Source organism: Shewanella sp. UCD-KL21 (assembly GCF_001957135.1).
In the GTDB taxonomy this organism is placed as follows: Bacteria; Pseudomonadota; Gammaproteobacteria; order Enterobacterales; family Shewanellaceae; genus Shewanella.
The window spans coordinates 164,890-178,957 of record NZ_MPHK01000005.1 but is presented as its reverse complement, the minus strand read 5'-3'; the positions used below and the strand labels follow the sequence as shown (position 1 = coordinate 178,957).

At 42.3% G+C, this 14,068-nt stretch carries 16 protein-coding genes and 1 riboswitch; of the genes, 10 read left to right on the top strand and 6 right to left on the bottom strand.

Annotation, left to right across the window (positions count from 1 at the left end; all coding sequences use genetic code 11):
* Positions 1–5 precede the first annotated feature (5 nt).
* The 5 genes from BM739_RS06640 (at position 6) to BM739_RS06620 (ending at position 6,484) form a co-directional block, all read left to right on the top strand.
* A complete protein-coding gene (locus tag BM739_RS06640; RefSeq protein ID WP_076538766.1) occupies positions 6–1,196 on the top strand; it encodes a DUF5692 family protein in 1,191 nt (396 codons plus the stop codon).
* A gap of 113 nt (positions 1,197–1,309) precedes the next feature.
* Positions 1,310–2,158 carry a hypothetical protein gene (locus tag BM739_RS06635; protein WP_076538763.1) on the top strand — a complete coding sequence of 283 codons (849 nt, stop codon included), beginning with the start codon at positions 1,310–1,312 and terminating at the stop codon, positions 2,156–2,158.
* Positions 2,159–2,254: 96 nt separating this feature from the next.
* Positions 2,255–2,818, top strand: a complete 564-nt coding sequence (locus tag BM739_RS06630) for a chalcone isomerase family protein (protein WP_139326830.1) — start codon at positions 2,255–2,257, stop codon at positions 2,816–2,818.
* A gap of 206 nt (positions 2,819–3,024) precedes the next feature.
* Positions 3,025–4,473, top strand: coding sequence for a methyl-accepting chemotaxis protein (locus BM739_RS06625; RefSeq protein WP_076538760.1), 1,449 nt, complete (start codon positions 3,025–3,027; stop codon positions 4,471–4,473).
* Positions 4,474–4,808: 335 nt separating this feature from the next.
* A riboswitch (glycine riboswitch) is annotated at positions 4,809–4,942 on the top strand.
* Positions 4,943–5,098: 156 nt separating this feature from the next.
* Entirely contained in the window at positions 5,099–6,484 is a 1,386-nt protein-coding gene (locus BM739_RS06620; protein ID WP_076538757.1) for a sodium:alanine symporter family protein, read from the top strand.
* Between the two features lie 149 nt (positions 6,485–6,633).
* Here BM739_RS06620 and BM739_RS20695 read toward each other — a convergent pair whose 3' ends face one another.
* From BM739_RS20695 to BM739_RS20450, 4 genes are all read right to left on the bottom strand, one after another.
* Positions 6,634–6,738: a DUF3861 family protein gene (locus BM739_RS20695; protein WP_368483152.1), complete on the bottom strand. Its 105-nt coding sequence runs from the start codon at positions 6,736–6,738 to the stop codon at positions 6,634–6,636.
* Entirely contained in the window at positions 6,689–6,949 is a 261-nt protein-coding gene (locus BM739_RS06615) for a DUF3861 family protein (RefSeq protein ID WP_217697830.1), read from the bottom strand. The genes BM739_RS20695 and BM739_RS06615 overlap by 50 nt, the downstream gene beginning before the upstream one ends.
* A 369-nt stretch (positions 6,950–7,318) precedes the next feature.
* Positions 7,319–7,669 carry a hypothetical protein gene (locus BM739_RS20455; protein ID WP_254843481.1) on the bottom strand — a complete coding sequence of 117 codons (351 nt, stop codon included), beginning with the start codon at positions 7,667–7,669 and terminating at the stop codon, positions 7,319–7,321.
* Between the two features lie 126 nt (positions 7,670–7,795).
* Positions 7,796–8,164, bottom strand: coding sequence for an NAD(P)H-binding protein (locus BM739_RS20450; RefSeq protein ID WP_254843480.1), 369 nt, complete (start codon positions 8,162–8,164; stop codon positions 7,796–7,798).
* 407 nt (positions 8,165–8,571) lie between these two features.
* On the opposite strand from BM739_RS20450, the gene BM739_RS06605 reads away from it, so the two are divergent.
* Both BM739_RS06605 and BM739_RS06600 read left to right on the top strand, forming a co-directional pair.
* Positions 8,572–8,754: a hypothetical protein gene (locus BM739_RS06605; RefSeq protein ID WP_076538754.1), complete on the top strand. Its 183-nt coding sequence runs from the start codon at positions 8,572–8,574 to the stop codon at positions 8,752–8,754.
* Between the two features lie 163 nt (positions 8,755–8,917).
* Positions 8,918–9,283, top strand: a complete 366-nt coding sequence (locus BM739_RS06600; RefSeq protein ID WP_076538751.1) for a PleD family two-component system response regulator — start codon at positions 8,918–8,920, stop codon at positions 9,281–9,283.
* A gap of 86 nt (positions 9,284–9,369) precedes the next feature.
* Here the strand turns inward: BM739_RS06600 and BM739_RS06595 are convergent, their stop codons facing one another.
* Both BM739_RS06595 and BM739_RS06590 read right to left on the bottom strand, forming a co-directional pair.
* Entirely contained in the window at positions 9,370–9,867 is a 498-nt protein-coding gene (locus BM739_RS06595; RefSeq protein WP_076538748.1) for a hypothetical protein, read from the bottom strand.
* A 17-nt stretch (positions 9,868–9,884) separates the two neighbouring features.
* Positions 9,885–10,694, bottom strand: a complete 810-nt coding sequence (locus tag BM739_RS06590; protein WP_076538745.1) for a cytochrome C — start codon at positions 10,692–10,694, stop codon at positions 9,885–9,887.
* 561 nt (positions 10,695–11,255) lie between these two features.
* Between BM739_RS06590 and BM739_RS06585 the strand changes: the two genes are divergently transcribed.
* From BM739_RS06585 to traF, 3 genes are all read left to right on the top strand, one after another.
* Complete coding sequence (locus tag BM739_RS06585; RefSeq protein WP_076538743.1) at positions 11,256–12,005, top strand: winged helix-turn-helix domain-containing protein; 750 nt, start codon at positions 11,256–11,258, stop codon at positions 12,003–12,005.
* Positions 11,998–12,522, top strand: coding sequence for a hypothetical protein (locus BM739_RS06580; protein WP_076538740.1), 525 nt, complete (start codon positions 11,998–12,000; stop codon positions 12,520–12,522). The genes BM739_RS06585 and BM739_RS06580 overlap by 8 nt, the downstream gene beginning before the upstream one ends.
* A 213-nt stretch (positions 12,523–12,735) precedes the next feature.
* On the top strand, positions 12,736–13,941 hold the full coding sequence (gene traF, locus BM739_RS06575) for a conjugal transfer protein TraF (RefSeq protein WP_076538738.1): 1,206 nt from the start codon (positions 12,736–12,738) through the stop codon (positions 13,939–13,941).
* Positions 13,942–14,068 lie beyond the last annotated feature (127 nt).

Here is a 14,068-nt window from a genome sequence, read left to right as displayed (position 1 = left end):
TTGTTATGAAACATAAACTAATAACACTATTTAGCGCGGTTTTTGCGTTAATGATGGTAAGCATTACCAGCGTTGCTAACGCCGATGATGCCATTAATCATCAAGTAGAAACTCAGCCGCTACCAGGGCAAATATGGCAAGGCACCAGAGACGGCAAACCCGGCGAAGGTAGCTTGTTTTATCGAATGGAATTTGCTGAAAACAATCTTGTCAGTGTCACTAAACAATCTGGCGGCTTTAATAAAGTCGAAACCCAGCGTTGGCAGCAAACTGCCACAGGTGTGGTGATTAGCAGCCAAGCGGGTGATGAGATTAATGACTTTGATGGTGCAACATTAACTTACGTTGACAGTGAAGAAATTCGTTTCACCTTAGCTGACGATGGTTTCAACATTCACAAATGGTATGAATACCGCGCTTATGGACACGTATTACTGGTGCTATTTGGCTTAATTGCATTAAACGAAATGTGCCGACGCTACAAATGGAGTAACTACGTTTTTTGGTTCATCTTACCCATTGCGCTTATTCCACTGTGGTCAAGCTATGAGATCACCTACTGGTTCAAATGGGTAAAACTGTACTCAGTTGTTGGTGCCGCAGCCTTATTCACATTAATCCGCTTTACTAAAGTCGGTGATATGAAATGGGCAAAATTCGGCGCTGCTGCATTCCTGGCTATTAATATTTCAGAAGCGGTAATGCAAGATTTCAGTATGGGTAATCTTGCCAATATCCTCAATGCGATTGGTGGTTTGCTCTCTATTATCACCCTTGCAGGTTGGGCGAAAATTTTCTCAGACAAAAGTAAGCAGCAAGACATGATTTGGCCAGCAATGACCACATTTTGGATTATCGCCTACGACGTTTGGAATATTGTGTTTGTTTACCTCAACTTCCCAGGTTCTGCGACGGCGCAAATGATGGTGCTAATTGCTGCAACATTACCAGCGCTATTCATTAAAAAAGGCACTTGGTTACAGGCTCGAGCATTCACTTTAGCAGGCTCGTTCATGTACTACTTCAGCTGCCCATTCATGTACGAAAGTAACGTGGTACCACTCCCACGTAATGACGAACTCATGCTTGCAGCAGGTGCAGCGAGTTTCATCATTAATGCTGCTTATGCTTATGTATTCTTTAGTAAAAAATATACCAACACCCGTTTAATGGCTGGTACTTATCCAACTCAGTAAAGCTCAATAGGTAGAGGTACTGGCGCCAAATATCGCCAGTACCCGCAGAGTTAATCTTCAAACGTTTTATAAAAATTAACCATAAAAACTAATTACAAAATAATGGAGTTACCATGAAAACACGCATCCTAAGTATGGCAATACTCGCTTCAATGACTTCTGGTTTAACTTATGCTGCTGACACAGAAGCAGATATTGATATGTCTAATCCAACTGATGTTTACACCTCTATTGGCGCATCATACGGCAGCGAAGGCATGAACATTAAAGGCCAATTAATGCTATCGGAAAAAACCGCTGATTCAGGTCAAAAAAGCGGTATTATTTTCGAAGCGAAAAATGTCTTTAACGAAGGTGATAAAAGCCCTCAATTTACTGGCATGGTAGATCATCCCGATTACGGCCTAGTACCAACATTTAATGATGAAACCAGTAAACGTTCGTACCGTTTACGTTATGGCACCATCAACACCACAAATGGCACAGGTTGGTCTATTGACGCCATCCTAGCTGACCATCCTTTTTATGGCAGCATGGCAGTAGTGCAAGCGGGCCCTGTGATGACTATTCCGGTGACTGACAACTTCTATATCTGGCCAATTTTGTATGCCGGTGCTGTCGTTGTTGGCGATAACATGCAAGACATTACTGCGACTGACATCCCGGTAACCAGCAGTGGTATTGATGTTCCATCGCTTATTTTAACGGGTATGGTTTACGCCCGTTATGCCTTTAATGATAACTGGTGGATGCTTTTAAGTGCTTCTTATACCGAAGAAATGCAAGGCAAGTCATGGAGTGACGACATCATGGATGGCGGTTTACAAATGGCCAGCTTTAGCGGTGAATTATCTTTGGCATATCAAATGAACAAGCGTCAAAACGTGCGAGTGAACTATAAAACTGACAATAGTGATAGCACTGATGATAGCTATTGGATTGAGTATAATCACGCATTCTAGTCAGTGTATTTAAATTGATATCTACTAATGCTCTTTCGCTGCCAATAGTTACTTTTTCATATTGGCAGCGGTTTTAAATCCTTAATGGAGGATGACATGATTAAACGCATTATTACCGCAACGAGCCTAATGTTTGTCTGTGCCAGCGCCTCAGCTGCCGTTGATATTTCAGGTGTCAGTGTGCCTGAAAACGTGACTTTAAATAACAGCACTATGGTGTTAAACGGCGCCGGAGTTAGAAGTAAGTTTTTTATCGACTTATATGTCGGCTCTTTGTTTACCACCAGCACTAGCACCCAAGCACAACAGGTGATTGATAGTGACTCCCCAACAGCGATTCGGCTTAATATTACCTCAGATATGATCACCTCAGAAAAAATGATCGATGCCTTAAATGAAGGCTTTGATCGGGCAACAAACGGCAAAACTGAGCCGATTGCCGCCAGTATTAAATCCTTGATCAACTCTTTTTCTGATCCCATTAAGTCTGGCGATCAATTCACCTTAATGAGCGTGCCCGGTGAAGGGGTGATTAGTTACAAAAATGGCCAGCAATTGGCTGTCACTCCAGGTGAAGACTTCCGTAAAGCGGTGCTCAGTGTCTGGTTAGGCAAAAAGCCAACCGATAAAGGCCTAAAAAAATCGATGCTAAAAGGTTGATCTAAAACAATAAAAGTGACGATAACCATGGTCTAAGGCGATAACTGTTTGCCGATGTCACCTTAGCCATGGTAAATCTAGAATGACTATTAATAAACCAATAAAAACAATACTTTATATATACATTATTTAGTTTGGGCTAAGGTAAGTATGCGGTTTTTTATCCCCTAGGCCTTTTTCTACTTTGTATTATAAGAGGCAACTTTATGACTCCCTTGGCAATATGGCGCGCTGCTTTTTTCCCGACCAATAATACCTGGAATGACACTCAACTCAGGTATGTGGAAGTCATTCTATTTTTCTCACTTTTATCACTATTTACCGGCCTTTACAGTCTGTTTAAATGGCTGCAATTCGATCATAGCTTATTGATCTACATCTCTATATTTTTAATTATTGCCGAGATAAGTGCAGGCTTGATTTTGCGCTTGGCAAAAATGCCGACCCTCGCCCTTAATATAGGTTTCCTTGGTATGGCTCTACATGCGCTGAACCTTATTTACCAAGGTGGTGGCGTACTCAATTCAACTCAGAGCCTATGGTTAACGGTATTACTGATCGCCTTCTTTTTAACGGCCAGTATCTTAATGGCGACGATTTGGAGTGCGCTGGTCATCGCAGCGTCATCTTGGATGCTAATGTTAGAGTTACAAGGGGTGAGTATTCCGGTTATGGAACTGTCTGATGCGGCATACATGACTGAGGCTTGGTCTGGTTTATTAATGCCACTGATTGTAATTGTTATCGCTCAAGCCTTTACCGCCAAACAACGTAATAAAGCCATTGAGCATGCTGAAAACTCCCAGCATCAAACAGAAAAAGTCGCAAATGATGCGGAGCAAAGCGCGCAGCAATTATCGTCGATTTTACATCGCGCCGGTGACAATGCGGTGCAACTGTCTAACATGGCTGAAGTGCTTGAAACACAATCTGAAGACTTGCATCATCAAGTGGATGATTTAAATCAAAACTGCCAATCTCAGGCTAGCGCCGCTGAAGAAATGAATCAACAGCTTAGCCGTATGACTCACGATGTCGAGCAGTCAGAATCATTTGTGGTCGATTTACGTAGTCGCAGTCAACTTATCAATGATCAGGCTCAGCTAAGCGCCTCATCACTGGCGGCCACGACAGAAGCTATCAGCAAAATTTTAGTCAGTAATAAAGAAATTATGTCAGTGGCCGATTTAATTACCTCAGTGGCAGATCAAACCAACTTACTGGCGCTCAATGCCGCCATTGAAGCGGCTCGCGCTGGTGAACATGGGCGCGGTTTTGCGGTAGTGGCAGAACAAGTGCGCGAGCTATCAGCTAAGAGTAATACCTCTGCCGTCGAAATTCGTAGCCTGTTAGATCGTAGCCAAAAAGAAGTGCTTCACGGCCAAAGTGTCATTGAGCAATCCAGTAATGAGCTCACCAGTATTATTGCTAAGGTCGCAGAGACTCTCAGTGATATTAATCAACTTGCCGATACTATGGTGCATCAAGTTCAGGCTGTTCAAGAACTTAATACTGCCAGCGCCGAAGTTGCTAACAGTGTTGTTAAAACTCATCAAGTATCAGAGTCTGTTGCCAACCAAGGCGAAAAGCTTACCCATCAGGTGGAAACTTTAAAAAGGTTAGCAACTGATTTGAATATGGCGGTCAGTAGCTAGTATTGCCAAGCTCTATATATGAGCCCTAACAAAGAGCGCTAACAAGGAGTTCTAACAAAGAACACTCGACATTAGCGCTCGTTCAAATATAAACCAATTAAACAGCCTGTTGATAAAACTGTGATACAGCTCTCTTGAGCGCATGGGGAACATCACGCATGCTGTCAGTCCTTTTTGTTAAAGCTGTTAATCACTTAGCAAAAAGATCCGTTCGGATGAAGGTAGCAGGAGAGTGGGGAGTAACCCCACACCGACGAGGCAAGTTTGTTGGATGATATTGATATCATTTAGTAAACCACTCTTTCAGGTGCCACATAGTGGTGAGGACTGTTACTGGACGAGCCTCTGGAGAGACTGTAAGCATTAGCGGTTCGTTAGCTTAATGTCATTACAGCGCCGAAGGCGAAAGTGTCAGCTGAAGTAATTCAACTGCCGCGAAACGCTCAGGCAAAAGGACAGAGGAGAGGATGACTGTATTCATTTATGGTCACTGTCGTTTTCTGCTGTGCCTAATGTCATCAATCATGGTGAACGCCTGCGCGAGCTGTATTCCTCAGTACCACAAATCCAGCCATTTCTTTTCCTCCTCCATATTAATTTTGTTGTTTAATATTCGAGGAACACCATGAATTTTCACGCGCTTTTGGCCGATATCAATGCCATTGTTTGGGGCCCTATTACCCTATGCTTACTGATCGGTACCGGGCTATATCTCACCATTCGCCTTAAATTACTCCAAGTCCTTAAGCTGCCACAGGCCTTAAGCTTATTATTTAAACCTGCTAACGGCAAAGGCGACTTATCTTCCTTCGCGGCCTTATGTACAGCGCTATCTGCCACTATCGGTACCGGTAATATTGTCGGCGTGGCCACCGCGATTAAAATCGGTGGCCCGGGCGCCCTTTTCTGGATGTGGCTAGCCGCCTTCTTTGGTATGGCAACCAAATATGCCGAATGTATGCTGGCAGTAAAATATCGCACCACCGATGCCAGAGGCAATATTGCTGGCGGGCCAATGTACTACATTGAACGCGGCCTCGGTCTTAAATGGTTGGCCAATATTTTTGCAATTTTTGGTGTTGGCGTAGCCTTTTTCGGTATCGGTACTTTCGCTCAAGTGAATGCCATTAGCGATGCCATGACCATTGCCTTTGATGTGCCGACTTGGGTGACCGCCCTCGTACTTACCACTCTTGTCGCTGCAGTGACTATCGGCGGCGTTAAACGTATTGCCAATGTGGCGCAAAAGTTAGTACCGACTATGGCGCTAGGTTATGTACTGGCCTGTTTGTGGATTTTATTTAGCTTTTCTGAGCAAATCATTCCGGCCATTGAATTAGTATTACACTCAGCCTTCGCCCCCATTGCTGCTGCAGGCGGTTTCTTAGGCGCAACAGTGGCGCAAGCCATTCAAATTGGTATCGCCCGCGGGGTATTCTCTAACGAATCGGGTTTAGGGAGTGCGCCCATTGCGGCCGCTGCTGCTAAAACCAAAGAACCGGTTGAGCAAGGCTTAGTCAGCATGACCGGCACTTTCTTTGACACCATTTTGATTTGTACCATGACAGGCTTAGTGCTGATTATTACCGGTGTGTGGAATGGCGATACCGCTGGCGCAGCAATGACCAGTGCTGCCTTTGCCTCTGGCGGCTCAGTGATTGTCGGCCAGTATGTGGTGACCATTGCGCTAGTGTGTTTTGCCTTTACGACAATTCTGGGTTGGCATTATTACGGCGAGCGTTGTTGGTACTACCTAACCAGCAAACGCTTAGGTGAACAAGGTATTAAACTGTATCAGTTTATCTTTTTAAGCTTGATTGCTGGCGGCGCGTTTATTCAACTAGACCTTATTTGGATGCTGGCCGATACCGTTAATGGCTTAATGATTATTCCTAACTTGATCGGGATTATTGGTTTAAGACACATTATTTTAGCCGAAACCAATAAGTATTTTGCTAAACAGCTAGGTAAACATGCCTCTTACAATGTACTGGACTCATCCGTTAAGTAACGAGGTTTGCTCAAATACCTTAAGCCCTTTTTTAATGTTTAAAAACAGGCTTAAATAATAAAAAGGCGCAGTCAGTGAATGACTGCGCCTTTTTTGAAAGCTGATTATCTCAACACTTCATCTTGATAAGCATCAAATTAACCTAGGGATTATTTAGCTGTGATGGCTTGTTTTACTGTGCTTTTCAGGTTGTTCATAAAGGTTTTAAAGTGAGGCATAAAATCCAAAAATAGTGGATGCTTGCGGTTTTGCATCATCACAGGGCCTATATAGTCGTAAAGCTACTGCGACTCTGGTAGCAAGCGGCGCTTCTAAACCACTGCCCTTTTTTATATTTTCAACAGCCTTGAATAGATCTTCCCTATCTTGAAACTCAAAGCTTAAGCTTTTGCCAGTATCTTGGCCTGAAGTAACCTCTTCAATGGTAATGCGGTAGCTATTTTCTCGGTTAATTTTAGGGATCATAATCTCTCTCCGGCTTAATGAAACAAATTAAACTTAGTTGATAAAATCAACTATGGTCACGCTAGTTGATTATATCAACTATTTAATTGTCGCAATGTTAACCAGTAGAGAGCTGTTATACGGTTTTAAACAGGGTTTGGATTAACTGGTTACGTTTAATCAAGACGCAACCAGTTAGTTTGAGCTAGGGTCTTGTTAGTTTCAGCCTGCTTTTTATGACGATAAACTGATTAATATCGAGCGCATTAACGGCGACATTAAGCTTTGAGGCTTGAGCTTTGAGGCTTGAGCTTTGAGGCTTGGGCTTTAACACTTAAGCTTTAAGACTTGAGCTTTAACACTTAAGCTTTAAGACTTAAGCTTTGAGACTTAAGCTTTAAGACTTGAAAAGTAATCATCCCAACTTTGATGCTTACGACCTGCAGCTTTTTGAAAGTCGCTGGGGTTATCTGATTTACCATTGAGAATGCCTTGGTAAATACCTGCGATCACCGTACCAATAAATTCACCCAGTTCAGCGGTGCGATCATCGCGGTATTGCGCAACTGAAATAGGGATATATTTAAGACTCAGATCAAAAGTGCTATTCAGATATTCGGCTAATTGATACTGAGTTATTGACTCACCATGGAGGTTATAAACATGGCCATTATGTTTATCTTCAGTCAACATACAGGCATAGGCAAATGCCAGCTCTTTTCGAGTAGTGTAACCGCACATGCCATCGCCAGCGCAATTAGAAATAACGCCAGCCGCCTTGTAACTCTCAATATACTCAATATCCGGCTCAATATAGATACCGTTTCGGCCTATAACCCACTCAAGCCCTGAGCTCTGAACATCTAGCTAGGTTTGGCGATTACTCTGAATAACTGGAGAAAATGCCGTGCCTTCCTCTGCGCCTTGAACACTGGTGTAGACAATTTTTTTAACCCCAGCTTGCTTGGCAGCTTGAATAACATTGCGATGCTGAGGAATACGCGCTTCGGGGGCTTCCATGCCTGATACCAGTAACAAGGTATCGATACCATCAAGCGAAGTCTCAAGCTCAGCGAGATTATCGTAATCACCTGGGCGAACTTCAACCCCTAAGTGTTTAGCATTGTCGACGGTTCTAGCAAGGGCGATAACATTATCACTGCCGCCTAAAGCAAGCAGGGCTTTGACTATTGCAGCGCCAAGTTGGCCACTGGCTGCTGTTACAGCAATATTCATTGGATTTTCTCCTGTTCAAAGCAAAGCATTTCATCCATCGGCGAGTGGCGATCTACAAAAATTAAAGCATAGCAGTTTATTTACGCAGTCGAAGAACCACAGTCGAATAACCGCAGTCGAAGAACCACAAGCGAATAACCACAGCCAAACGTAAAAGCTAAACAACAGAAAAATAGCAGAGTTAATATCTAAATAAGCTTTAAAGTGAGCCTTATTTAGTGTTTTGTGTTGCAAAAAGTCTTTTTCCGTCCAGCAAAACGCTAACTCAATTGATGCAGATCAAAGCGCTCCTAGCTTAACTATTGTCTTATAAAGGTGACCAAGATCACGTAAGCAGATTCAAACTGTGCTTTCGTATCACAAATAAAGCCCTACAAGCTCCATCACATAAAATAATAGGTGTACTCATGGAATTACTACCGAACTGCTATACCGACGTGTGTATTAATGGAAAATGGTTTCATTACGATCACAACAAACAAGCGGCATTTATGCTTAATGGCAGCGATCCGCTATCAATTGAACTTGAGATCACCCCCACCACAGAAGCAGAACTTGAAGCACACTTGGCCTCAATTGCCACCTTCTAAGTAAGCTTACTGCCGCAATATCAAACCTTGGTTTGATAACGACAATGCCAGAAACAAAAATCCCCTCAATGTTGTTTCTGGCTTGATATTTCATTGACCGCTGTCGCTTTACGCTATAATGACAATACAAGACCAAGAGTATCTAGTTGTTAATGAGGCATTAATGGAAAAATCTACGGTTGTGGTAATTGATGACGATCCTGTTTGCACAGGCCTGTTGTTGGCAATTTTGGGCGATGAATATCGGGTTATGACAGCAAATTCTGGCGATGCAGCTATCGAAATGCTTGCAAGTATCCGCCCCCACCTCATATTCGTTGATATTACTATGCCCAATATTAATGGCTACCAAGTGATAAAGTTTATTAAAGATCAGCCTGAGATCGCCAATACTCCGATCGTAGTTGTCAGCTCACTCATTGAAGCCTCAGATCAACAATTAGCCTTAAAAATTGGCGCTGATGATTACCTGACTAAACCTATCATGCCCAATGATGTGCAAAAAACCATTGATCGGTTTTTGAATTAATCGATCCTTTGCACAGTAAGATACTATGCACAGTAAAAAGCCTTTTCATGCTGAAAAGGCTTTTGATTTTTATATGAATCAGAATATTAGTCCATAAACACTAATTCATAATGGGCTTTGTCACCTTTCACTTCTAAGGCTACCCGGTAAGTCTCAACCGCTGTTTTCCAATTCACACTGTCTAAGGTTAAATAATACAGCCCTGATTCGGCTTCATTGATATCAAGTGAGCAGGTTTCAGCCTCAATGCAATTTGCATGACTGGCCTGATGCCAGTCCAGATTGTACTTGGTTGACGACTGCGTTTTTGAAGGGTAACCCATAATAATCAGGTTAAATGCACTTGCGTCAGTGACCGACAAATCATCATCACCGGTCAGTTTTACTGTTACAGTGCCATTTTCTGCATCAACAGATTGTAAGCTAGCAGTTAGGGTCTCAGTTTGATCGATATTAACCGTTAATACCGGAGGCTCTACTGGTGGCTCAGTTGGCGGATCGATAGTTTCATCATCAGAGCCACCACAGCCAAACAACAACATCGAACTCAAGCCAATCACACTACATAATTTAAAATGTTTCATGTTATTACTCCCAGCAATTAGTGGCCGCCGTGACAGGTATTACATGACATATTCGTTTGCACACTAGGGGCAAATGTTGATGACGATGTATGACAACCTTGGCAATCTTGAGTCGCTTCAGAAACAGGATGATCATTCACAGTTTCACCATCAAAGGCGTTATTGAGCATCGTAACTAATTCATAGACCACAGAGGCTGAAAGCTGTTTACAGCGCATGCCTTTTTCACTAAATGACTTACCATTTTCACTGGCCCAAAGACTAATAGAGCTGTGACAAAGGGTACTATTTGCCGCTGTAGGTTTACCGACTTGAGCTAAGGTCTCTGTCATGTCCGCGCCAATACCTTCAATAAATTCAGCCGTTTGAAACGGTAGTGTTTCTGATTCATAAAAACGCATGGTTTGACTTAGCACTGCATTGGCTGACTCACCATTAATGGATAATAAATTAACCAACATACCTGTGGCGTTAATATTGCCACAAACAGTGCCTTCTCCTAGCATACCTGCATAACCATAATGCGCCATGGCGGTTGGCACTTGGGCGAACTTATCAGCATCAACAGAATCTGATTCTGCCAAGCTTTGAATAATGCTATCAAACACTTGGAACATACAGCCATTACCGGTTTCATAGGCACGTTTTGCCACAACCATAGGATCGAGTTTGCTGTAAGCTAAGCGGGTACCCACTTCTAATTTCCAATCTCCGCTGACATTGGTCACTGCCGCTATAACTGGATTAGCGATAAGTGCCCCGCCCGCTGCCGCAGTAGAAATACCAATAATACGGTTGATCGCCTGTCTTCTATTTAGAGTTTTCATAATCACTTGCCTCGCATTTTTATATTTATTCCCAACTTTTAAGTCGAGTGTTGATAACTGGCAGAACGGTAAATATGTGCATATTTAGCACTCGCGTTTCTGGCTTGAGATAAGAATGACAGATAGGGAAAATACCTATGGGAGCTAGCTCAAAGTAATATTCAAGCTAAAATATCCATTAGAAAAAACGAATGAAAGGTAAATTAAATAGCGTCAAAAACACCATTTGAAGCGTTAAATATCAATATAAAGGCATTATTTAGCGTGTAATACTAATTACAGGATTTTACTTTTGATATTACTTAAAAATCAATGTGACCCAGATCACATTGAGTTAATTATCCGTAGCAGAACTAGCAAATATACGACGCGCTGGAGCTTGATACGAGCAGCCGCAACTGCAATGGCGATTGGTCATAATAAAGAAGTAATGAGTGGCCTTTAGCAAAAGCCAGCTGCAAATTTGCGCTGCAGTATAGTAAAACTGTGATTTGTAGAATGTTTGTGATGATTTATTTGCGGTAAACTTAACAATAGAATGTTTATCTGAGTGTGATTTACATGCGCATTGAAATCTTTGAATTTGATATTGCCAATAACCAAATACTCAATACTGAATCTCAAGTTCAGCTGCACCTTACCCGCACCGAAAGTCAGGTTTTAGAGCAATTAAGTCGCCACCCCAATCGCATCATGACCAAGGGGCAATTAGCCTGTGCAGGCTCTCAAAGCCCTGTTATGAGTGAATCGGCAGTGGCAAAAGCGGTATTTACCTTGCGTAAGTACTTTGGCGAAAATTATGCTGAATTAATTGAAACCATCCCGCGTAAAGGTTATCGGCTCAATATCACCCCACCAGCAGCCAGTTGGATTCAAAAATCAGCTCAGCACAAAAAACACTTTATCTTCGCCGTAACGCTAACAATTGTGGTGTTAACCGCCATTATTGCGGCTATGCATCAATACATCCTATTTAAACCAGCACAAACGCCGATTAAAAATAGCCGCCTTGTACAACTTGATAATCAACAGCAAATTGAACTGGCATGGCTTGAGTCACCCAGCATATCAATGCAACAAGATACCCCTACTGAAGAAAAAATTATTGCCGCGCTTAACCAGTGCGAGACTTTAGTGTGGCAACAAGTGTATCTGGCCTTTTCTAACGACATGCAGGTGCTAAATATCTCTTTAGCTGGACATAAGTCCAATGGGGATAACTTTATGCGTAATATTAAAACCAGCGATTTTAGCTTAACCCCGAATTTTATTTCCGATAAATGGCTAACTGAGGTATCGCTCTGTGACTAATCGCATCATATTCAGAATACTGGCAGCCTTAATAGCCATTGTCAGCAGCGTCATTGTTTACCAGCATATCAAAGCCACCGAAGTGGATATGGTGTTATCTTGTCGCAATGAATTAGTGGCGAAAAACCCGAACAGTGACACCATTGAACATCACTCATTGATCGCTGATTTTACCTTACAAAAACGTTCAGCCAGTATCAGCTATCGTTACTTCAGCACTGATGGTAACCCCATTGCGACCTTGTATTTAACTGGCGATGTACTTAGCGCCTATAAAGAAAAAGACACCTACATTTTAAACTTAACCCACAATGAATTAATTCGGCATAACACTGAACTGCCATTACCACAGCATGCCAGCCACTTAGAAGCCTTTGCTAAAAGAAATATCAGTAAAAAAGGTGTCCATAACCTCACGATTCAAATTACCAATCGAAATGCGCAACAAAATACCGTGTTACTGTATTTTTTACCCAGTACTAATATCTGTGCCTGCAACCTAGTGGAAATGAAGTAACTGAGCTAATGATTTTAAAGTCACAGTTTAAAATGACATTTTAAAGTGACGCTTTAAAACCGTCACTTGCTAATAGGTTAAAAAACATAAACATAACACTACATAGTTCACATAAGCACAAACACTCGGTAACAATGAGCCTAAGCAATGCTATAATCCCGCTTGGAAACAACCTCAATAAAACTATTAATAACAATATGTTGCTGGATTAATATGCCTATAATAACTACAAAAACACTGCGCTACCTTCCTTTATGCATGGCTGCAGCCTTTGCTACCTCAGTTCAAGCTAATAATCACAGTTTTGATGCGCGCTCACATGCCATGGGCGGCGTGGGTGTTAGCAGCGCTGATTATTTAACGGCGCCTTTTCATAACCCTGCATTAACGGCGCGTTTTAAAGAGTCAGATGGGGTGGCGGTATTGTTCCCGTCTTTTGGAGTGCACGCTAACGATCCCACTGACACTATCGACAATGTTGAAGATTTTTCAGATGTTTATGATGAGTTTAAAAACATCAGCAGGCCAACTGAAGCGGATGCCCAAGTGGTGATTGATCAACTGCAGTTGATCCAAGGAAATTACGCCCAAGTACAAGTGGGTACTCAGCTAGCCATTGCGATCCCCAATAAAGTGGTATCGATAAACCTGTTTGCCCAAGCCTATGCCGATGCACTGGTGTTTGCTGATATTGCTGATGGCGATCTTGATCCTATCAATATCATCAATCAAGACCTGAACTCTCAAGCGTTAACCATGGGTGTGGTCGTGACTGAAATTGGTGTCAGCTTAGCTAAGTCTCATCAGTTTGCCACAGGCGAGCTCTACTATGGGCTGTCACCTAAATATCAGACGGTAAACACCATTAATTATATTACGGACATTGATAACTTTGAGTTTGATGACTGGGATGATGATCGCTACCAAAACGATCAAAGCAACATGAACCTTGATGTGGGTATTGCTTATCAACATAACGCCGGTTTTGGCTTTGGTTTTGTGGGTAAAAACTTAATCGAGAATAGCTATGACACTGAGCTCATTAATGGCGTGCAGGGTCAATATCAAATAAGCCCCACTTATACTGTCAGTGCCAATTATCAAAACCGCTTTATCACCGCAGCCATTGATGTGCAGTTAAATGAGTCTGAAGGTTATAGCAATATTGATGGCACCCTTAACCAGTTTGATAGCAGTAATGACAATCGCCAACTAGCCGCTATTGGGCTTGAGTTTACCCCTGCTAGCTGGGCTAAATTGCGCGCCGGTTACCAAACAGATTTAACAGATAATATCGATGACAGCGTGACAGCCGGTTTAGGTTTATCCATTGCTGGAGTATTTAATATCGATATTTCAGCCAATTACAGTGATGAAAACAATATGGGTGCAGCTCTGCAAACGAGCTTCACTTTTTAGGTGTTAAATCTCTAATCTGAGATTTTAGAAAAGAAACATCATCACGGCGATTAAGTGATAAATAACAAAAAGGCTGTTGCAGAAATTCTGCAGCAGCCTTTTTTACAAGTGAATTTAATCAGTTAGT

What these genes read in the sequence shown, in the direction of transcription:
- BM739_RS06615 (WP_217697830.1), bottom strand. Translation starts at nt 6,949, where the DNA reads ATGATCCCTAAAATTAACCGAGAAAATAGCTACCGCATTACCATTGAA.
- BM739_RS20455 (WP_254843481.1), bottom strand. Translation starts at nt 7,669, where the DNA reads ATGTGCGGTTACACTACTCGAAAAGAGCTGGCATTTGCCTATGCCTGT.
- BM739_RS06620 (WP_076538757.1), top strand. Translation starts at nt 5,099, where the DNA reads ATGAATTTTCACGCGCTTTTGGCCGATATCAATGCCATTGTTTGGGGC.
- BM739_RS06600 (WP_076538751.1), top strand. Translation starts at nt 8,918, where the DNA reads ATGGAAAAATCTACGGTTGTGGTAATTGATGACGATCCTGTTTGCACA.
- BM739_RS20695 (WP_368483152.1), bottom strand. Translation starts at nt 6,738, where the DNA reads ATGCAAAACCGCAAGCATCCACTATTTTTGGATTTTATGCCTCACTTT.
- BM739_RS06590 (WP_076538745.1), bottom strand. Translation starts at nt 10,694, where the DNA reads ATGAAAACTCTAAATAGAAGACAGGCGATCAACCGTATTATTGGTATT.
- BM739_RS06625 (WP_076538760.1), top strand. Translation starts at nt 3,025, where the DNA reads ATGACTCCCTTGGCAATATGGCGCGCTGCTTTTTTCCCGACCAATAAT.
- BM739_RS06630 (WP_139326830.1), top strand. Translation starts at nt 2,255, where the DNA reads ATGATTAAACGCATTATTACCGCAACGAGCCTAATGTTTGTCTGTGCC.
- BM739_RS06595 (WP_076538748.1), bottom strand. Translation starts at nt 9,867, where the DNA reads ATGAAACATTTTAAATTATGTAGTGTGATTGGCTTGAGTTCGATGTTG.
- BM739_RS06635 (WP_076538763.1), top strand. Translation starts at nt 1,310, where the DNA reads ATGAAAACACGCATCCTAAGTATGGCAATACTCGCTTCAATGACTTCT.
- BM739_RS06605 (WP_076538754.1), top strand. Translation starts at nt 8,572, where the DNA reads ATGGAATTACTACCGAACTGCTATACCGACGTGTGTATTAATGGAAAA.
- BM739_RS06585 (WP_076538743.1), top strand. Translation starts at nt 11,256, where the DNA reads ATGCGCATTGAAATCTTTGAATTTGATATTGCCAATAACCAAATACTC.
- BM739_RS20450 (WP_254843480.1), bottom strand. Translation starts at nt 8,164, where the DNA reads ATGAATATTGCTGTAACAGCAGCCAGTGGCCAACTTGGCGCTGCAATA.
- traF (WP_076538738.1), top strand. Translation starts at nt 12,736, where the DNA reads ATGCCTATAATAACTACAAAAACACTGCGCTACCTTCCTTTATGCATG.
- BM739_RS06640 (WP_076538766.1), top strand. Translation starts at nt 6, where the DNA reads ATGAAACATAAACTAATAACACTATTTAGCGCGGTTTTTGCGTTAATG.